The sequence below is a fragment of the Mesorhizobium sp. WSM1343 genome, from assembly GCF_055901535.1.
In genome coordinates this window covers 560,384-578,562 of the sequence record NZ_CM148370.1, presented here as the reverse complement: position 1 = coordinate 578,562, position 18,179 = coordinate 560,384, and the positions used below count along the sequence as shown (strand labels likewise).

Sequence of the window (18,179 nt, the reverse complement as noted above, 5' to 3'; positions counted from 1 at the left end):
ACTGAATGCGGCAGCGCGTTGTCATCACCGGCATGGGCGGCATTTGCGGGCTCGGCACCAGCGCGCCCGCGATCTGGAACGAGATGCGCGCCGGCCGCTCGGCCATCGGCCAGATCACAAGTCCCCAACTGCATGATTTGAAGGTCAAGGTCGGCTGCGAAATCAAGACGCTTCCCGATCACGGCATCGACCGCAAGCAGACCGTGTCGATGGACCGCTTCAGCCTGCTGGCGACGATCGCAGCCAGGGAAGCCATGCAGCACGCCGGCCTGGTCTCGAATGAAGCCACCACCTATCGGATGGGCACCGTCGTCGGTGTCGGCGTCTGCGGCTGGGAGGCGATCGAAGAGAGCTATCGGGCCATCCTGGTCGAGGGCAAGAACCGCGCCGGCATCTTCACCGTGCCAAAGGTCATGCCAAGCGCGGCCTCTGGCCATGTCAGCATGAATCTGGGCCTGCGCGGCCCGGTCTTCGGCGTCACCTCGGCCTGTTCGTCGTCCAACCACGCCATCGCCTCGGCTGTCGACCAGATCAGACTTGGCCGCGCCGATGTGATGGTCGCCGGCGGCACCGATGCGCCGCTGGTCTGGGGCATCCTGAAGGGCTGGGAAGCATTGCGCGTGCTGGCGCCCGACACCTGCCGGCCATTTTCGGCCGACCGCCAGGGACTGTCGCTCGGCGAGGGCGCCGGCATGGCGGTCCTGGAGACGTACGAGCACGCCATGGCGCGCGGCGCCACCATCCTTGCCGAGGTCGCCGGCGCCGGCCTCTCCGCCGATGCCTCCGACATTGTCGCGCCGACCGTCGAAGGGCCGACGGCGGCCATGCGCGCCTGCCTCGCCGATGCCGGCTTCAATCCCGAGGATGTCGACTACCTCAACGCCCATGGCACCGGCACCAAGGCCAACGACCAGATCGAGACGGCAGCGATCAAGCGCGTCTTCGGCGACCATGCCTACAAGCTTTCGGTGTCGTCGACCAAGTCGATGCACGCCCATTGCCTCGGCGCATCGGGTGCGCTGGAGATGATCGCCTGCGTGATGGCGATCCGCGAAGGCATCGTGCCGCCGACGGCCAATTTTCGTGAGGCCGATCCCGATTGCGACCTCGACGTCACGCCGAATGTGCCGCGCGAGCGCAAGGTGCGCGCCGCGATCAGCAACGGCTTCGCGTTCGGCGGCACCAATGCCGTGCTGGCTTTCAAGGCTGTCTGATCTAAGGGGCGGGCGGATCTGCCCCAGGCCGGCCATTCCGTTGACTGTCCGTGCACGGTGAAACCCTTCGCCGCCATATTGATCGTGCCGTGCGCCGCGTCTAATCCTTGGCCGACCCGCCAAAACCGCGCCGCTCGGCGCGAATCCTCATCCAGGAGCTTCCATGGCAGACCTGTCCGCCTTTCCGATCGCAACGCGTTGGCCGGCCAAGCATCCGGACCAGCTCCAGCTCTATTCGGCGACAACGCCGAACGGGGTGAAGATATCGATCGCCTTGGAGGAACTCGGCCTTCCTTACGAGCCGCATTGGGTCAACATCGGCCAGAACGAAAGCTGGACACCGGAATTCCTGTCGCTCAATCCCAACGGCAAGATACCGGCGATCATCGATCCCAACGGCCCGGACGGCAAGCCGATCGGCCTGTTCGAATCCGGCGCCATCCTGCTCTACCTTGCTGAAAAGACCGGCCTGCTCATGCCCATTGATGGCGCGCGCCGCTACGAGACCATCCAGTGGGTGTTCTTCCAGATGGCCTCGGTCGGGCCGATGTTCGGCCAGGTCGGCTTCTTCCACAAATTCGCCGGCCGCGAGATCGCCGACAAACGCCCTCTCGAGCGCTATCGCGACGAGTCAAAGCGACTGCTCGGCGTGCTCGACGGCCGGCTGAAGGGGCGCAAGTGGATCATGGGCAATGACTACACCATCGCCGACATCTCGCTGCTCGGTTGGGTGCGCAACCTGATCGGATTCTACGAAGCACGCGAACTCGTCGGCTTTGACGATTTCGCCCATCTGGGAACGTGGCTGGAGCGCGGCCTGGCGCGGCCGGCGGTGCAAAAAGGCCTGACCATCCCGGCCAAGGGATAGAAAAACCAGCCTCCGAAGCGCGGCTATTTCGCCTTCGCTTTGGCTTTCGAACCGCCTTTGCCCATGACGGAAGCAGCGAGCGACGCAGCACCTCGGGCGGCGACCATGACTGCGCCGGCAGCGACGTTGGCCGTGGCCTTGGCCGTGCGCATCGCACTGCCGCCCAAGGAGTCGCTGGAACTCGCGGGCTTCTTCGGCTTTGCGGCTTTTGGCGCGGCTTTCGCTGCGGCCGGCACCACTTTCTTCGGCGCTGCCTTGCCGAAAGCCGGCTTGGCGTCCTTTGAACGGCCTGTCATCGCCGGGCCGGCGCCGGTTTTGGATTGGGTCGCCTTGCCCTTGGCGGGCGCAGGCTTTTTTGCCTTGGTTGCCATTGGACCGAATCCCTCTTTTGGCACAATTGTCGTGTCGGGATAACGGCCTGAAAGTCTTAAGGTTCCCCTTGCACAATCCGTCGAATCAAGCGGAAAGGCCGATCACCAGATCGGCGGCACTGCGCCGCGCGAGCACGCGCTCGATGTTGGGCAGGTCGTTGGAAGCGATCCAGGCGCGCGCATCTTCATCGGAGCGGCCATGCTCGTGCCAGCGCTCCATCAGGCGGCGCTCGAGCTCGTTGCGCGGCACGTCGACGAAGATCGAGAAATCGAACAGCGGCGCCAGCCGCGACCACGGCTCTTCGTCGAGCAGCAGGTAATTGCCCTCGACCAGGATGAACTTGGTTTCTGTGGCGACGATCGAGGCTGCGGCGCGCGACAGTTCCATGCTGCGGTCGAAGACCGGAATGGCGATGTCGGGTTCACCGGCACGGATACGCTTCAGCAAGGCCTCAAAACCGGCAAAGTCGAAGGTTTCCGGCGCGCCCTTGCGTGCGCGCAGACCGCGCCGCTCGAGCACGGCGTCGTCATAGTGGAAGCCGTCCATCGGTACGACCTCCGCTGCCCCTTCGGGCAGCAGTTCATGCAGCCTTGCCGACAGCGTCGACTTGCCGGCGCCCGGTGGACCGGCAATGGCGACGATGAAGCGGTTTGCCTTGCCGGCACGCTTGAAGATGGTGGCGGCGAGATGGGCGATTTCGGACATGAGAGCCTCTCTGGCAGAGCTTCAGATCCACCATGTTCCGCATGATGATTTCGGCCACATCTTGGCGACAGTTCACGGAAATTTCAAACCCTGCGGCCGCGCAATCACACCTACGAGGCCAGCGGCTGGCCGATGCGCAGGAAATCGCTGTCGAAGGGAACCTCCCGCGTCGAACCACCGGCTTGCAGCCGCATGCGGCCATCCGCCGTCATGACGTCCCGCGGCGGCTCGCCGCCCGACAGCGGCAGGATGCCGATGACGTGGCGAAAGGACACGCTTTGGCCTTCGCCCAGCGCAAAAGCGGTCGCCACCCCTTCGCGCTTCAGCCAGTTGTCGCCGATCGAGGCGGCATGGCCGACGGCAGCGCGGCCATCCTCGATGCCGAGCACGCCAAGGTGGCGGCCGCTCCATGGGGCGTAGTCGCGCCCGCCATTGCTGAACCACAGCATGGTGATTGGCAGTTCGGCCGGGTTCTTCAGCACCAGCACCAGATCGTCCTCGGCCTGTCGTGCAAGCGCGGTCCATCCCGGCCCGCCATGGTCGGCTTCGACCAGCGTGATGAAATCCTCGCGGCGGTCATCCATGCGGTATTCCGTCAGGTCGAGCGTGCCGCCGCCGGCGGCGGGAAAATGGCCGAGATCGGTGGAGCGCGCCGGATAGGCGAGCATGAAGCGGCCGCGTGCGGGATCGGGCTCCAGCGGATCGTCCAGCGTCGCGGCAAAACGCTTGGGCGAAAAGGCCAGCCTGCCGCCGCCGGTCATGGCCGTCATCGGGTGATGGGCGACCGGGATGGCACCATGGCCGCCTGAAAACGCATGCTCCTGGTAGAGGAAGGGATGGCCGTCGCGCAGCGTCAGGATCTTGTCGACCGAAGCGCCCATCACCTCGTGCCGCAGGCGATAGACGGCGCGCCAGCCATCGTCGGTCGCGACACTTTCGACGACATCCCAGGCACTGTTGGCCGTCCAGCCATGCAGCGGCGCTTCCTCGACATCGCTGCGCGAAAACGGCGCGCAGAGGAAATCGCCGGACAGCCGAACCGTGCCTTCCGGCAGGTCTTTCGGCAGCGTCTCGTTCGCATCGACCCAGGGCGCGCGATGCAGCGGCTTCAGCTGCCGCCCACCGCCCTCGACGACCATGTCGGCGATGTGGCCGACCGTGAGGTCGAGCGAAACCGAAATGCCTCTGGCCTTGATGGTGTGGATGGTCATTTGCGCTGTCACCGATTCTGAAGGCACAAACAGAACCCGTTCGGCGGCGGTTGCGCAAGCACTGCGACAGGGCATTTTTGCATCGCGCACCTTCACCTTCCCCACAAGGGGAGGGTGAGCTACTGTCGCTTGTATTCCCGCACCGGCGACTTGGTGTCGTCGGTATAGGTAACCTGCACCGACATCGATTTCACGCTGTCGGCGACCTTGAAATAGGGCTGGTAGTCGTATGGGATGGCGTAGGGGTCCTTCTTGTCGCAAGGCGGCATCTTGATCTCCTTGTCGAGTGCCGCGCCGTTCAGGCTGTAATGCACCTGTTTGATGGCGCAGCGGTAGGACAGCATCTGGGTGAAATAGACCAGGCCGTGGTTGCCGCTGGCATCGAAGGCGATCCACGAGGTCCAGAACTGGTCGAGGATCTGCTTGTTGCCTTGCTGAAGCGCTGTCTCGGGGTCGAAGCGGATGTCGAACGGGCCGGTCTCGCGGCCCCTGATGTCGAGATATTTGATCGCAATGATTCCCGCCACCGTGCTGTCGGGCATCTCGAAGCTCGGATTGGCCATCGGCTTGCCGGTCGTCTGGTCGTTCATGGCCAGGAAACCGGTGTCGGTGAACGGACCGCTGTCGCCCATGCGCCAGGAGATGGCGGTCGCCGGCTCGGGCAGCGAGATGGTCATCGACCAGCCCTGGTTGGAGCGCATCGGCGTCAGCGAAGGCACGAAGCGGGCGGGGTCGAGCACGTCGCCAAGCGCCGCCAGCCGGCTGCGGCTGCGGTCCAGCCAGTCGGCCAACTGCGTCTGGTCGACGAAATATTTGAGCAACCCGCCATCCTTTTCGTAGGACGTGAACTTGGTCAGCGCCTTGGCCTCGTTGCGCTTGTCGGCCAGCGTCTGGGCGCCGAGGCGGTCTTCGGAAAACTCCTGCGCCAACAGGAAATAGGCCGGCGCGAAATCTGGATTGGCTGATATGAAGGCGTTGAGCTTGTCGAGGCGCTGGGCGTCGTCGAACTGCTGGATATGCACCAGCTTGATCGACAGCGCCTTGCCCTTGTCGGCAAGCGCGCCGAACACCTCGCGCGCGCCGGCCTTGCCGTCCTGCACCCGAAGCAGCGCGGCAAAGCGCGTGTAGGGATCGATGGCGTCGACGTCGAAGCCGGCAAAGGCGAGGTAGGAGCGCCGCGCATTCAGCATGTCGCCGGACAACTCGTAGACGCGGGCATTGTGGTAGAACTCGTCCGGCCGCTTCGGCTCGGCGATCGCCCCGCCCTGCGCGGCAAGGGCGGCAAAGCCCTTGGCGATGATGTCGATCGAGGCGGCGATCTGCTGCGTCGTCGCCTGCAGCTTCTCGGTCTGGGCCTGCTGCTGCGCCTGGCCGGCGACCAGCGTCTCGGTCTCCTTCTTCACCTCGTCGGTGGTCTTCTGCACTTCCGCCGTCTGCTCAGTCTGCTGCTGCTGGACGGACGCGATCTCGTCGGTCTTTTTCGCCGCCGTGTCGGTCGACTGCTTGACCGCGTCGACCGTCTTTTGCGTCTGCGTGACGGTCTGCTCGATCTTCGCAACTTTCTCGGTAACGATGCCCATCGACTGCTGCAGCCCGGCAATGGCCGGCACCAGGCTGGCGATCACCCCATGCTGGGCGTTGGTCTGCTGCTGCAGGCCGTAGACGCCGCCGGCGACGGCCGCCGCACTGGTGGCGAAGATCAAGGCCGGCAGCGCCTTGGCCGCCAGCACCAGCCGGAGCACGATGGCAATGGCGATGATGATTGCGGCCACCGCAGCGACCAGCGCGATATAGGCGGCGAACGGCGCCAGCGGATTGAGGATGTCGGATACGGCACCCCCGACAAAGGCGACGCTGCCAGCCCATTTGCCGGTGCGGCTGAGTGATGCCCTGATAAGCGAGGGCGCAGCGCCCCCGGCCCCGATGTTCGTCATGCCAAGCCCCCAAGCCCTCGATACCACGCCCCTTCCCACGGGAAACGCGGCCTTGGCAAGCAAAGACACGGGAAAACCGGCGTTTTCGGGGCGGATGCCAAGCTTGCGAGGCTCGACAATCCTGGGGCTAACCGGCATTAACCAAATGGACGCAACAGCCGCGTTACGTTAGCGTCGTCTCATCTCAGCAACAGCCGACCCAGAACAGTCCAGCCCTTGTCCTACCTGCGTCCCTTTCCGCTCATCCAGAGAGTTTTTGCGGCACTAGCCCTGCTGGTGCTGCTGGCCGGCTGCGCCACGACGCCGCCCGACAGCGTGCTGGCCGTGCCCGCGCCGGCGCAGAAATATGCGGCCATCGTGGTTGACGCCAGGACCGGCAAGCAGCTGTTCGAGGTCAGCTCGACGGCGCAGCGCTACCCCGCCTCGCTGACCAAGATGATGACGCTGTATCTTTTGTTCGAGGCGCTGGAGTCCGGCCGCGTCAGCAAGCAGACGCAGATCCCGGTGTCGGACCATGCCGCCTCGCAGCCGCCGACCAAGATGCGCTTCCGGCGCGGCGAGAGCATCGACGTCGATTCCGCGATCCGCGCCATCGTCGTCAAATCGGCCAATGACGTGGCGGTGGCGGTCGGCGAATATCTCGGCGGCTCGGAGGATCAGTTCGCCGCCATGATGACATCCAAGGCGCGCCAGCTCGGCATGACCAGCACCACCTTCCGCAACGCGTCGGGCCTGCCCGACGATGGCCAGATGACGACGGCGCGCGACATGGCGGTGCTCGGCATGGCGCTGCATCAGCGCTTTCCCCAGCAGTTCCACTATTTCTCCGAAAGCGACTTCATGTTCCGCGGCCGGCTGGTGCGCGGCCACAACGACATGCTCGGCCGCGTGCGCGGCGTCGACGGCATCAAGACCGGCTACATCAGGGCGTCCGGCTTCAACATCGTCACCTCCTACAATGCCGACGGCCGCAATTTGATCGTCGTGGTGATGGGCGCCGACTCAGCCCGCCAGCGCAACGACCATGTCGAAGCGCTGATCCAGCGCAGCCTGTCGCCGACCACGGACGGCGCCAAGACCAGGCTGATGTTCGCGGAACAGTGAGGAGTGGTCCGCGTAGCGGACAAAAAGCCAATTGCTTGGCTTTTTGAACGACGAACGCCCTGAGCCTGCGAAGGGCGAGCTGCCGGTAGCAAGCATCGCGCTTGGCTGCGCGGGGATGGATGTCGATAGGAATTTTTTCTTGACCCTGAGGGCAGCTATGCTACTATTTTCGGTATGGTGCTGAGTCGCGCCAATTGATCGACTGGAAACGTGACCCGCCCGCAAGGCGGGTTTTTTGTTGCCCGCCGCCCTGCAGAACCTTGTGCACGTTGGCGGGGACAGCGCCCCCCCCTCTGTCCTGCCGGATCTTCGTCGCTCGGAAAGCCAAGCAATTGGCTTTCCACCCGCTACGCGGACCGCTCCTCAACCCCCGCAGGGGGGAGATTGGCAGCTTCGGCGCTCCGCTCACTCCTGTGACGGTGGAAATTGGCGAAAGCCGGGACAACAGCCAATCTCCCCCCTTGAGGGGGAGATGTCCGGCAGGACAGAGGGGGGTGATTGCCGCAAACATCGGGCAAGTTCTTCCCGCTCCGGCCAATCTGGAACGTCTCCACCCGCCCTGAGAGGCGAGCCGCCGCCAGCCACATCGCCTTCTCCGATCAAAAACACTTGTCCGGCCTGCGAAATCCGTGCCCGGCGCTGGCTATGCGCCGCCACCTCTGTCTATCGTCGCCCAGCACCCTCAGGAGCCCACCATGAGCACCGTCCCCAAAACGCCCGAACAGGCGGCAGACAATCAGAACGATGACGGCGGCGAGTATTTCGAGGCGCCGATCGTCGGTGAGCTGGAGGCCGATCCGGTATCGGACGAACACTTCGACACGCCCGAAGTGCCGGACTCCGACCCCGCTGGTCCAGGCGCCCACCGTGGCAAGCCGAAGAAAAAGCCGTCGGCGATATCGGGCCGCAAATTCCGCAAGCGCGATCTGGTGCGCATCGACACGCTGCGCCCGAGCCTCGCTGACCGCATCCGCTCGGACCATCCCGACCTGCCGGCGGGCGCCCGCATCAGCCGCGCCGAGCTCGGCCGCTACCGCATGCGCTACATGGAGGAGCTGCTGCAGCAGGAGCACGGCGAATTCTCCGAGCTCGACCGTCAGGTGGTCGAATCGATCGCCAGGCAGGACACGATTTCCGAAAACTCGGAAGAAGAATTCGAGGAGCACCGCACCTTCGCCGACCGCGTCTCCGACAACATGGCGGCCTTCGGCGGCAGCTGGTGGTTCCTGATCTCGTTCGGCAGCGTGCTTCTGGTGTGGATCGGCATCAATCTGGTCGCCGGCATGAGCGCCGCTTTCGATCCCTATCCCTTCATCCTGCTCAACCTGCTGCTCTCCTGCATTGCCGCCATCCAGGCGCCGATCATCATGATGAGCCAGCGGCGGCAGGAGTCCAAGGACCGCCTGCGCTCCTTCAACGACTACCGCGTCAACCTCAAGGCCGAGCTCGAAGTGCGCCATCTGCACGAAAAGCTCGACTACCTCATCTCGCGCCAATGGACGCGGCTCGCCGAAATGCAGCAGATGCAGCTGGATGCGATGCACGAACTGGCGGGCGCCAAGAAGCCGAAGCGGGCGGTGCGTGGAAGGCGGACGGTGAAGGCGGGGGCGGGAACCTCATAGGCCGCAGCCTGGAGCACCGGGCCAAGTCGCTACGCCAATCGCCAATTGCCCGTTGAAGCCCGCGCCCGCTTCCGCTAAGAAGCCGTGACTTGCCGGTTCACCGGCTGGTTCGTTTTCCGGATTCCGGAAAGCACCCGTAGCTCAGCTGGATAGAGCGCTGCCCTCCGAAGGCAGAGGTCACAGGTTCGAATCCTGTCGGGTGCGCCAGTTCCATGTAGGTCCGTTTCGGGGCACTGCGTTTGTCGTTGGCAGCTTTGCGGTCGAGCAGGCTCACGCGGCCCTTCAGCCCTTCAAAGGCATAATTCTTCTCAACCGCCAGCCAGGGCAACCGCCAGCGTTCGGCGGCGAGGGTGTCGCGAGCCCGCGAATGGGCCACCTGCGTCGTGAAGAAGGTACACCCCTCATTGCTCGGCTGCCGGCCGGCCGTCGAACCACATGTAATAGGAGGCGATGAGCATTTGGCGCCCCTCGAACGCGTCCAGCAATGTTACCGACCCGACACCGACCGGAGTGGGTGCGCCCTATCTCCACTTATGAGGTACTGTGCCATTCTCCCGTGGCTGGGGAGCGCCTAGAGCATCAGATAGATGATCCGGCCCAGAGCGCCAAAAAGCAGCGCGAAGGCTGCAATCGACTGGACGAAGAAGCCGGGATAGCGCTTCAAGGGCGCGGTGCGATACCCTACGAAATATGCAATCCGACCTATCATCCAGAGCAGCCCAAGGCCGGAAGCCCACGCGGCATTCCAGTAGATCGCGAACAGCCACATCGACGGCATAAAGATAGGAAACCATTCCACCGCGTTGGCATGTGCCCGGATGGTTCGTTCAAGGAGCGGGTCACCGGTCATTGCGGGCGCCAGTATGCCAGTCTTCTTGTGGGTTCTCGCGACCGTCACCGCCATTCCGAATATCATCAAGCTACAAAACAGCGTCACGAGAGCTACCGGGTAAAGCCGTTCCATGTTTGCCTCCTCTCATGGTCGGGACAGTAGGCAAGCAAAGGTTATCGGCAAGGGCAAGGCGCAGGCAGATCTTTCCTGACAGCCAGCGCCAATAAGAGCCGGGTTTGTCAGTTACATAATTGCCCTTTTTGTTAATCATCCGAAAACGATGGGCAAGTTGGAATGCCATCAGCGTCCCTTCCGTGGAGGCGGTGACGGCCATCGACATACCGCCGTGACCGGCCTGCTGCCGAAAGGTGGCGGCATTTTGTTGCGCGATTGACACGCTGCCCGGCGGAAGGCAAAGAGTGACACATTATTGGCAAAGGGGAATGTCGATGAAGAAGATCTATCAGAAGCCCGTTTTCACGAAGCGTGAGCGACTGTCGTCAGTGACGGCTTCGCCCAGCTCATCCGGGATTATCGATTAACCAAGAGAGTTACAGTTTTGGAAAGCCCGCTGCCGAAAGGTGGCGGGCTTTTTGCTTTCTCCAGGAAACGACAGCCGATTCCGCAAGTCGGCACCGCCAACGTCAATTTCAAGTTCGGCAGACGCAACTGCCTGTGGGACCGCGTGCAGGGCAAGGTTAGCGGACCAGTGCCGAAGGCCTGAAGAAAGACAAGGCGGAATGGTTCAAGCCCGGCCTTGTCGGACGGGTGCGAAGAAATGCATCGCCATGCGAAGATGCTGGACTGCCCGGAGGAGAAGTAATGCCCGTGGTAAAAAGGCCCCCTGAAGCGCGAGAACAGGCTCTGCACTCGCGATCTAGACCATCAGGCTTAATTGCTGGATTCCTGTTGTGCCGGTAGCGTAATCGGGCTGGGGTGTCCAGCACTGGCCGGCACGGCGTGTCCAACCCCAAATTCGCAACCGTGCCGGTCTGTTGCACCAATGGGAATGAATGTCTCGGACTTCGACCTTGACCCCCTTCCGCGCAAGAATTGTCTGCATTGCCGCCATCAGCTCTTCGTCCCACTGGTCAGGTTTCCCTAACGGTCGAAGGTAAGCCAGCGCGGGCCCGCCGAGTCGCGTTACCCCTTCACCCCCCGTACACTCTCCCGCTCCACCAGCGGACACTCCAGCTTCGTGATCGGATACCGCCCCCGTCCAGGCGCCGCCGGCGCTTCCAGCTGTTCGATCGCCCATTGGCCCATCGCCATATGCGGCAGGATCGAGGTCGTCAGCGGCGGGAAGAGGTGCCGGGCGATTTCCTCGTCGTCGTAGCCGACCACGGAAATATCCCCGGGGATGTGCAGGCCGGCTTCCTTCAGCGCTTCGTAGCAGCCGATCGCGGTGCGGTCGTTCTGGCAGAAGATGGCGGTGGGCTTGTCCCTGAGTGCCAGCAGCTTGACGGTGGCGGCATAGCCGGCGCTGGCCGACCAGTCGCCTTCGACCACCAGCTCGGGATCGAACGGAATGTCGGCCGTGGCGAGCGCGCGGCGGTAGCCCTTCAGCCGATCCTGTGCGGCCTGCATCCACGGCTCGCCGGTGATGGTGGCGATGCGGCGGTGGCCGTGGCTGATCAAATGGCGGGTCGAGCTCTGGCCGCCGGCGATCTCGCTCGGCACCACGGACGGGAAGGCGTAGTCCGCCGTGTAGCAGTTGAGCAGGATCACCGGGATGTCGAGGCCGTAGAGATAGTCGGGCGCTGTGATCTCGCGGGTGAAGATGGTCATGTAGATCAGCGCCGAAATGCCCCGCTTGGTCAGCGCTGAAATAGCGCGCGGCTCCATGACGGAATCGCCCAGCGTCTGCGCCACCAGAAGCACGTTGCCGGCATTCCACGAGGCCTGGCGCGCGCCCTCGATGGCGACCACGGCTTCGGGGCTGGTGGCGAGCTGGTCGACGGCAAAGCCGATCACCCCGTCCAGCCCTTCGAAGGCCGGCAGTGGAGGGTGAAGCGCCTCGAAAGCGGGCGCGGTGTAGCCAAGCGTCCGTGCGGCCTCGATCACCCGGTCGCGGGTCTGCTGCGACAGCTTGATCCCTGGCGAATTGTTGAGCACGAAGGACACGGTCGCCTGCGAGCAGCCGGCGGCCCTGGCGATATCGATCATGGTGACGCGGCCCTTGGCGCCCTTGGTCGGCGCCTTGCGCCGCCTCGCTGTGTCGCTGGCCCGATCCGTCGTCTCGCTCATGGCAAATCCCAGTCTGGCTGGCCGGTCAGGCCGGCAAGGTGGCGTGACGCCGTCGATTTATCGGAATAACGTCAAGCTCGTTTATAACTATTAGTATACCGGAGGTCCATCCGCCACGCATCTCCATACAAGCGAAAGCTCAATTAATAAAAGGCCTGGGCGGCGGCCCAGCGGTGAGGACGGCATGCCGGCCGGCACACCCCGAACCGCTGGCATTGGCTCGGAACTAATACTGTTTACTAATACAAAAATGCGCTGTACCGTCAATCGTCGCATCCGGCCGGTCACGTCCGGGGCGACGGGAGAGTGCGAAAAATGGCCCGGTGGCGAGCGGATACTATCTTCGCAAGCCTTGTCTCGGATATGTGATATGTCAGACAAATCGGACTATTTACGAATGAAGGATGAGTCTCTAAGGTCGCTGTCGTGGCTGGAACGACGCCATTCTTTCGGTGCCGGGAACCCCTTTGAGGAGGAGGGCGTCCACGCTGCAAACGGCAAATCAGGTCAGTGCAAGATCGGCCGGTCCAACGACTGAGCCAAACGGGAGGTTGAACATGAAATCCTTGATACGCAATGCATCCGTAGCCGCGACCGCGCTGCTGCTTGGCCTGTCGGCCACGGCAATCGCGCGTGCCGACGACAAGCCGACGCTGGCCTTCGTCGTCAACGGCGCTTCCGATTTCTGGAAGGCCGCCGAAGCCGGCGTCAAGAAGGCGCAGGGCGAACTGCCCGACTATACGCTCGAGCTCAAATATCCCGAACAGTCCTCGGTCGCCATCCAGCAGCGGCTGATGGACGATCTGGTGACGGCCGGCGTCAAGGGCATCATGGTCTCGGCCGTCGATCCCAAGACCTCGACCGATGGGTTGAACAAGATCGCCTCGGAAACCGCGCTGTTCACCACCGACTCGGACGCGCCGCAGACCAAGCGCGTCGCCTATATCGGCTCGTCCAACGTCGATGCCGGCAAGCAGGCGGCCGAAATCGCCAAAAAGGCGATGCCCAATGGCGGCAAGTGCCTCGGCTTCGTCGGCCTGCTCGGCGCCGACAATGCCAAGGAGCGCATCCAGGGCATGAAGGACGGCCTGGCCGGCACCAAGATCGAGCTGATCGACGTGCGCGGCGACGACATCGACCAGGCGCGCGCCAAAAAGAACGTCGAGGACGCGCTGGTCGCCAGCCCCGACGTCACCTGCATGGTCGGCTTCTACTCCTACAACACGCCGCGCATCTATGAAGCGCTGCGCGACGCCGGCAAGCTCGGCTCGATCACCGTCGTCGGCTTCGATGACGATCCGATCACGCTGGGCGGCGTCAAGGAAGGCACCATTGCCGCCACCGTCGTGCAGCAGCCCTTCGAATGGGCCTATCAGGGCATGAAGCTGATGGCTGCCTATCTCAAGGGCGACAAGTCGGGCATCCCGGAAGGCAACCTCATCATCATCCCGACCAAGATCATCGGCAAGGATGACGTCGACGCCTACGCCGCCAATCTGAAGGCGATGGCCGGAAACTAAGACTTGAAGCAGTTCAGCCGGCTCAACGTCGCTTGGGCCGGCTGCTCGCATTGACGAACACCGCGAGGATCGTCAGTCTGCCAAAAGCCAAGAGCATGATCCCGAAAAGTGGAAGCCGGTTCTCGGAAAAGATCATGCTCAGAATTGGCCCGCCAATCGCTGTCAGGCATGATGAATTATTCCGACACATCCATTGCTGCATCCGTGACCGCCCCGTTCCTCAGCCTTGAGAACGTGCGCAAGACCTATCCGGGCGTCGTTGCGCTCGACGGCTTCTCCATGGAGGTCAGGCCGGGCGAGGTCATCGGCCTTGTCGGCGAAAACGGCGCCGGCAAATCGACGTTGATGAAGATCCTCGGCGGCGTCACCAGGCCCGACAGCGGCACGATCACCGTCGACGGCACCGCGCATGACAGGCTCTCCGTCGAAGCCAGCCTGGGATCGGGCATCGCCTTCGTCCACCAGGAACTCAACTTGTTCGAAAATCTGGACGTCGCCGCCAACATCTTCTTCGGCCGCGAGCCGTTGCGCGCCGGGCCGCTCAAGCTCGTCGACCGCGCCAAGCTGCGCACCATGGTGGCGCCGCTTTTGAAGCGCGTCGGCGCCAATTTTTCCGCCGACACGCCGGTCGCGACCCTGTCTCTGGCGCAGCAGCAGATGGTCGAGATCGCCAAGGCGCTGTCGATCGAGGCGCGGCTGGTCATCCTCGACGAGCCGACATCCAGCCTGCCGCTCGCCGAGACCGACAAATTGCTCGACGTCATCAAGGCGCTGAAGGCCGACGGCATCAGCGTCATCTTCATTTCGCACCGCCTGCACGAAGTCGAACGCGTCGCCGACCGCGTCGTGGTGCTGCGCGACGGCATGCTGGCCGGCACCTTGCCGAAGAGCGATATCGGCCACGACCAGATGGTCAAGCTGATGATCGGCCGCATGCTGAAGGAGCGCGAGAAGGCCTCGGAAGCGGCGCGTGCGCCCGGCGCCGTAGCACTTGCGGCCAAGGCCATCCGCACCCCTGCCTATCCCGGCCGCCCGGTCGATCTCGACGTCAGGCGCGGCGAAATCCTCGGCCTCGCCGGTCTTGTCGGTTCCGGCCGCACCGAGCTGGCGCGGGTGTTCTTCGGCATCGATTCGAAGCTCGGCGGCGCGCTGGAACTCGACGGCAAGCCGCTTGCGCTGGCTTCCGCGGCCGACGCCGTCGCGCACGGCATCTTCCTGGTGCCGGAAGACCGCAAGCTCACCGGTATCCTGCTCGACCTGTCGATCGCTCAGAACATTTCGCTGCCCAATCTGCCCGCGCATGCGCGCCGCTCCCTGGTGTCCTCAAGCGCCGAGACCTCCACCGCCGAGAAGCAGAAGAAAGATCTCGGCATCAAGGCGCCTTCGGTGCAGACGCGCACCGGCACGCTGTCGGGCGGCAATCAGCAGAAGGTCGTGCTCGGCAAGTGGCTGGCCATGAACCCCAAGGTGATGATCCTCGACGAGCCGACGCGCGGCATCGACATTGGCGCCAAGGCGGAAATCTACGGCCTGATGCGCGCATTGGCCGATGCCGGCGTCGCCGTGCTGATGATCTCGTCGGACATGGAAGAGGTGATCGGCGTGTCCGACCGCATCGCCGTCATGCATGAGGGCCAAATCTCCGGCATTCTCGACAAGGACCGGTTCAGCCAGGAAAACGTGCTGCTGCTGGCGGTGGGCAAGCAGCCGAAGTAGTTTTGCCGGGGTCGCGCAAGCGCGATCTGCTCAGGCATTGGGGAGACGACGATGAGCAAGAAAGATCTCGGCCTGCTGATCCTGATCCTGGTGGTCGGGGCGATCGTGGCGATCATCAATCCGCGCTTCCTGCTGCCGATCAACCTCGCCAACACCTCGAACCTGATCGGCCTGTTCGGCATCCTGTCGATCGGCCAGGCCTTCGTCATCATCACCGGCGGCATCGAATTGTCGGTCGGCTCGGTGGTCGCGCTGCTTGGAACGCTGTTCATCGACTTCATCGCCGTGCGCGAGGTGGGCTGGCCGCTGGCCTTCGTGCTGATCCTGTTCCTCGGCGCCATCATAGGCCTGGTGCATGGCTGGCTGATCACAAGGCTCAAGCTGCAGCCTTTCGTCGTCACTTTGTGCGGCCTGTTGATCTACCGCGGTGTCGCCCGCTTCTACACTGCCGACGGCACGGCGGGTTTTGCGTTCGGCCAGAATTTTCCCGAGCTCGAATTCCTCACCGCCGGCCGCTCCTATGGCGTGCCGAACAGTTTCATCGCGCTGATCGTTATTTCGATCGTCATGTGGGTGGTGCTGCACCGCTCGGTGTTCGGCCGCTATCTTTACGCCATCGGCAAGAACGAGGAGGCGGCGAAATATTCGGGTATCCGCACCGGCCGTGTCGTCATCGCCGCCTATGTCATCTGCGGTGTGCTGACGGCGCTGTCGGCGATCTATTTCGCCATGTACACGCGCTCGATCTCGCCGGCCAGCCACGGCCAGTTCTACGAACTCTACGCCATCGCCGCCGCCGTGCTCGGCGGCTTCTCGTTGCGCGGCGGCGAAGGCTCGCTGATCGGCGTCATCCTCGGCACGGTGCTGCTGCAGGAGCTGCAGAATCTCGTCAACCTGCTCGGCATCCCGTCCTCGCTCAACTTCGCGGTGATGGGCGGCGTCATCCTCATCGGCGTGCTGGTCGACCAGCAATGGGGCGTGTTCCGGGAACGGCGGCTGATGGTCGACGCCACCCGCAAGGGCGTGGCGGGCCAGGCTGCGGAATAGCTAGCCTAGATCAGGCCCGACATGTCGGAAAAGGCCATCGCCTTGCGCAGCACCTCGGCGAAGCGTTCGCCGGCGGCTTCGCGCGGGCCGCTGTTGTCGATCGAGGTGACGCCGGGCCCGGACAGAGTGACATTGGCGCTGCGTGCCAGCCGCGCCAGCACTTCGCCGCGGGACTCCCGGCCGCGCATCGCCAGACGCTCGGCCAGCACTTCAGGCGAGGCAGTGATCTCGACGACGGCCAGGTTGGCATAGCGTTCGCGCAAGGAGGGGATGATCGCGCGCGACACATTGGCGACAGCGACACGGCCGTTGGCGACAGACCAGTCGACATCGGCGGGGATGCCGTAGCGCAAGCCGTGTGCTTCCCAGGAAATGGCGAAGGCGCCATCGGCTTCGGCTTCGGCGAAGGCAGCGTCGGCCAGCGTGTCGTGATCCTCGCTTGCGGCATCGCTCGGCCTGGTGATGACCCGGCGGACGAACTCCAGCCGCGTTTCGTCGGCAAAATGGTTGCGGGCGTAGCCGATCACCGTGTCCTTGCCGGCGCCGCTTGGGCCGACGACGGCGACGAAAACGCCATCGCGGATCGGAAACGTCTCGGCCGAAAGTTCCCGCTCGATCAGTGCCGACACCATCATGCCACCCGGCGTCCCTGCCGCCACACGGTGCGCACGACCGGAACATGGTCGTCGACGCGCACCCGCACCAGATCGGCGCGGCGGCCCTGCTCGATGACGCCGCGGTCGGTCAGGCCAACCGCATCGGCCGGGTTCTTCGACACCATGGCGACGGCCTGCGGCAGGGAAATGCCTTCGACGACATCGCCGAGGAAGAACGCCGACTGGATCAGGCTGAAGGGAATGTAGTCGGACGACAAGATGTCGAGCAGGCCGTCGCTGGCCAGCGTACGGGCCGAGACATTGCCCGAATGCGAGGCGCCGCGCATAACGTTTGGCGCGCCCATCAGCACACCCATCCCGGCCTCTTTCGAGGCCCTGGCGGCCTCTTCCGTGGTCGGGAATTCGGCGACCCGCACGCCCTGCTCGATCGCTTCGTCGACATGGCCCGATGTGGCGTCGTCGTGGCTGGCCAGCACGATGCCGCGCTCCTGGCAGGCGGCGGCGATCACCGCCCGGTTCGGCGCCGAATTGCGCGCCGATTCGGCCATCCGCTTTTCGCAGAACACCTTGAAGTCGCGATCGGTCAGCTTCAGCTTGCGCTGGTAATAGTAGGCATAGGTTTCGAGATTGACGAACTGGCGCTGGCCTGGCGCATGATCCATCAGCGATGTCAGCTTCACCCGCTCGTCGCCGTCGAAATTGGCGAAAGCCCTGAGGCAGTCCGGAGCCGAAACCTCGCAGCGCAGGTGGATGAAATGGTCGGCGCGCAGACGGTCCTGCTTCACACTGTCCTCGATCGCGTCGGCCAGCTTGCGGATGTCGGCCGATGTCAGGTCGGCGTCTTCGTCCATGCCGACGCGCAAGGCGTCCAGCACGGTGGTGATGCCGGCGGTTGCCACCTGCGCGTCATGGGCGAGCACGGCGGCGATCGGATTCCAGCGCACCTTGGGCCGCGGCGCGTAATGGCCTTCGAGATGGTCGGTGTGCAACTCGACCAGCCCGGGAATAATATAGTCGCCGCCCATATCCTCGCCGATGCGGCCAGAGCCAAGGCTTGCGCCGGCTTCGATGCCGGCGATAAAGCCGTCGCGCAGCACCAGCGAACCTTCGACGATCTCGTCGGCAAGCACGATGCGGGCATTGTGGAGAACAGTCTCGGCGGTCATTTCA

At 63.9% G+C, this 18,179-nt stretch carries 15 protein-coding genes, 1 tRNA gene and 1 pseudogene; 8 read left to right on the top strand and 9 right to left on the bottom strand.

All coding sequences use genetic code 11. The annotated features are described in order from the left end of the window. The first annotated feature begins 5 nt into the window (after positions 1-5). Complete coding sequence (locus tag AC0NIL_RS02670) at positions 6-1,214, top strand: beta-ketoacyl-[acyl-carrier-protein] synthase family protein (protein ID WP_063170976.1); 1,209 nt, start codon at positions 6-8, stop codon at positions 1,212-1,214. A gap of 163 nt (positions 1,215-1,377) precedes the next feature. Next, the gene (locus tag AC0NIL_RS02665) at positions 1,378-2,082 is read left to right on the top strand and encodes a glutathione S-transferase N-terminal domain-containing protein (RefSeq protein WP_027161063.1); all 705 of its coding nucleotides are present in this window, start codon (positions 1,378-1,380) and stop codon (positions 2,080-2,082) included. A 23-nt stretch (positions 2,083-2,105) separates the two neighbouring features. Here AC0NIL_RS02665 and AC0NIL_RS02660 read toward each other — a convergent pair whose 3' ends face one another. From AC0NIL_RS02660 to AC0NIL_RS02645, 4 genes are all read right to left on the bottom strand, one after another. Further along, positions 2,106-2,453: a hypothetical protein gene (locus AC0NIL_RS02660; RefSeq protein ID WP_013528390.1), complete on the bottom strand. Its 348-nt coding sequence runs from the start codon at positions 2,451-2,453 to the stop codon at positions 2,106-2,108. Positions 2,454-2,538: 85 nt separating this feature from the next. Continuing rightward, positions 2,539-3,159, bottom strand: a complete 621-nt coding sequence (locus AC0NIL_RS02655) for a nucleoside triphosphate hydrolase (RefSeq protein WP_013528389.1) — start codon at positions 3,157-3,159, stop codon at positions 2,539-2,541. A gap of 110 nt (positions 3,160-3,269) precedes the next feature. Then, the gene (locus tag AC0NIL_RS02650) at positions 3,270-4,370 is read right to left on the bottom strand and encodes a hypothetical protein (RefSeq protein WP_473572812.1); all 1,101 of its coding nucleotides are present in this window, start codon (positions 4,368-4,370) and stop codon (positions 3,270-3,272) included. A gap of 119 nt (positions 4,371-4,489) precedes the next feature. After that, a complete protein-coding gene (locus AC0NIL_RS02645) occupies positions 4,490-6,304 on the bottom strand; it encodes a methyl-accepting chemotaxis protein (RefSeq protein ID WP_473572811.1) in 1,815 nt (604 codons plus the stop codon). A 216-nt stretch (positions 6,305-6,520) separates the two neighbouring features. Between AC0NIL_RS02645 and AC0NIL_RS02640 the strand changes: the two genes are divergently transcribed. From AC0NIL_RS02640 to AC0NIL_RS02630, 3 genes are all read left to right on the top strand, one after another. Then, the gene (locus AC0NIL_RS02640) at positions 6,521-7,408 is read left to right on the top strand and encodes a D-alanyl-D-alanine carboxypeptidase family protein (protein WP_063169763.1); all 888 of its coding nucleotides are present in this window, start codon (positions 6,521-6,523) and stop codon (positions 7,406-7,408) included. A 695-nt stretch (positions 7,409-8,103) separates the two neighbouring features. Further along, positions 8,104-9,030 (top strand): DUF1003 domain-containing protein, encoded by a 927-nt coding sequence (locus AC0NIL_RS02635; RefSeq protein WP_013528385.1) that lies wholly within the window; start codon positions 8,104-8,106, stop codon positions 9,028-9,030. A 130-nt stretch (positions 9,031-9,160) separates the two neighbouring features. Further along, positions 9,161-9,237: transfer RNA gene (locus tag AC0NIL_RS02630), tRNA-Arg, on the top strand. A 109-nt stretch (positions 9,238-9,346) separates the two neighbouring features. Here the strand turns inward: AC0NIL_RS02630 and AC0NIL_RS02625 are convergent. The 3 genes and pseudogenes from AC0NIL_RS02625 to AC0NIL_RS02615 all read right to left on the bottom strand — a co-directional run. Then, positions 9,347-9,406 (bottom strand): annotated as a pseudogene (locus AC0NIL_RS02625) (hypothetical protein); the annotation flags it as partial. 195 nt (positions 9,407-9,601) lie between these two features. Then, positions 9,602-9,994, bottom strand: coding sequence for an MAPEG family protein (locus AC0NIL_RS02620; protein ID WP_013528384.1), 393 nt, complete (start codon positions 9,992-9,994; stop codon positions 9,602-9,604). 1,011 nt (positions 9,995-11,005) lie between these two features. Then, complete coding sequence (locus AC0NIL_RS02615) at positions 11,006-12,109, bottom strand: LacI family DNA-binding transcriptional regulator (RefSeq protein WP_473572810.1); 1,104 nt, start codon at positions 12,107-12,109, stop codon at positions 11,006-11,008. Between the two features lie 557 nt (positions 12,110-12,666). Between AC0NIL_RS02615 and AC0NIL_RS02610 the strand changes: the two genes are divergently transcribed. From AC0NIL_RS02610 to AC0NIL_RS02600, 3 genes are all read left to right on the top strand, one after another. Beyond that, the gene (locus AC0NIL_RS02610; RefSeq protein WP_013528381.1) at positions 12,667-13,629 is read left to right on the top strand and encodes a sugar-binding protein; all 963 of its coding nucleotides are present in this window, start codon (positions 12,667-12,669) and stop codon (positions 13,627-13,629) included. Positions 13,630-13,800: 171 nt separating this feature from the next. Further along, positions 13,801-15,345 (top strand): sugar ABC transporter ATP-binding protein, encoded by a 1,545-nt coding sequence (locus AC0NIL_RS02605; protein ID WP_081714222.1) that lies wholly within the window; start codon positions 13,801-13,803, stop codon positions 15,343-15,345. Between the two features lie 51 nt (positions 15,346-15,396). Next, positions 15,397-16,392, top strand: coding sequence for an ABC transporter permease (locus tag AC0NIL_RS02600; RefSeq protein ID WP_027161057.1), 996 nt, complete (start codon positions 15,397-15,399; stop codon positions 16,390-16,392). A gap of 5 nt (positions 16,393-16,397) precedes the next feature. Here AC0NIL_RS02600 and phnN read toward each other — a convergent pair whose 3' ends face one another. Together phnN and AC0NIL_RS02590 are read right to left on the bottom strand one after the other, a co-directional pair. Continuing rightward, on the bottom strand, positions 16,398-17,027 hold the full coding sequence (gene phnN, locus AC0NIL_RS02595; protein WP_024502021.1) for a phosphonate metabolism protein/1,5-bisphosphokinase (PRPP-forming) PhnN: 630 nt from the start codon (positions 17,025-17,027) through the stop codon (positions 16,398-16,400). Beyond that, positions 17,024-18,175: an alpha-D-ribose 1-methylphosphonate 5-triphosphate diphosphatase gene (locus tag AC0NIL_RS02590; RefSeq protein WP_473572809.1), complete on the bottom strand. Its 1,152-nt coding sequence runs from the start codon at positions 18,173-18,175 to the stop codon at positions 17,024-17,026. The genes phnN and AC0NIL_RS02590 overlap by 4 nt, the downstream gene beginning before the upstream one ends. Positions 18,176-18,179 lie beyond the last annotated feature (4 nt).

Coding starts and splice junctions, on each gene's coding strand:
- AC0NIL_RS02670 (WP_063170976.1), top strand. CDS start 6: ATGCGGCAGCGCGTTGTCATCACCGGCATGGGCGGCATTTGCGGGCTC.
- AC0NIL_RS02665 (WP_027161063.1), top strand. CDS start 1,378: ATGGCAGACCTGTCCGCCTTTCCGATCGCAACGCGTTGGCCGGCCAAG.
- AC0NIL_RS02660 (WP_013528390.1), bottom strand. CDS start 2,453: ATGGCAACCAAGGCAAAAAAGCCTGCGCCCGCCAAGGGCAAGGCGACC.
- AC0NIL_RS02655 (WP_013528389.1), bottom strand. CDS start 3,159: ATGTCCGAAATCGCCCATCTCGCCGCCACCATCTTCAAGCGTGCCGGC.
- AC0NIL_RS02650 (WP_473572812.1), bottom strand. CDS start 4,370: ATGACCATCCACACCATCAAGGCCAGAGGCATTTCGGTTTCGCTCGAC.
- AC0NIL_RS02645 (WP_473572811.1), bottom strand. CDS start 6,304: ATGACGAACATCGGGGCCGGGGGCGCTGCGCCCTCGCTTATCAGGGCA.
- AC0NIL_RS02635 (WP_013528385.1), top strand. CDS start 8,104: ATGAGCACCGTCCCCAAAACGCCCGAACAGGCGGCAGACAATCAGAAC.
- AC0NIL_RS02620 (WP_013528384.1), bottom strand. CDS start 9,994: ATGGAACGGCTTTACCCGGTAGCTCTCGTGACGCTGTTTTGTAGCTTG.
- AC0NIL_RS02615 (WP_473572810.1), bottom strand. CDS start 12,109: ATGAGCGAGACGACGGATCGGGCCAGCGACACAGCGAGGCGGCGCAAG.
- AC0NIL_RS02610 (WP_013528381.1), top strand. CDS start 12,667: ATGAAATCCTTGATACGCAATGCATCCGTAGCCGCGACCGCGCTGCTG.
- AC0NIL_RS02605 (WP_081714222.1), top strand. CDS start 13,801: ATGAATTATTCCGACACATCCATTGCTGCATCCGTGACCGCCCCGTTC.
- AC0NIL_RS02600 (WP_027161057.1), top strand. CDS start 15,397: ATGAGCAAGAAAGATCTCGGCCTGCTGATCCTGATCCTGGTGGTCGGG.
- phnN (WP_024502021.1), bottom strand. CDS start 17,027: ATGATGGTGTCGGCACTGATCGAGCGGGAACTTTCGGCCGAGACGTTT.
- AC0NIL_RS02590 (WP_473572809.1), bottom strand. CDS start 18,175: ATGACCGCCGAGACTGTTCTCCACAATGCCCGCATCGTGCTTGCCGAC.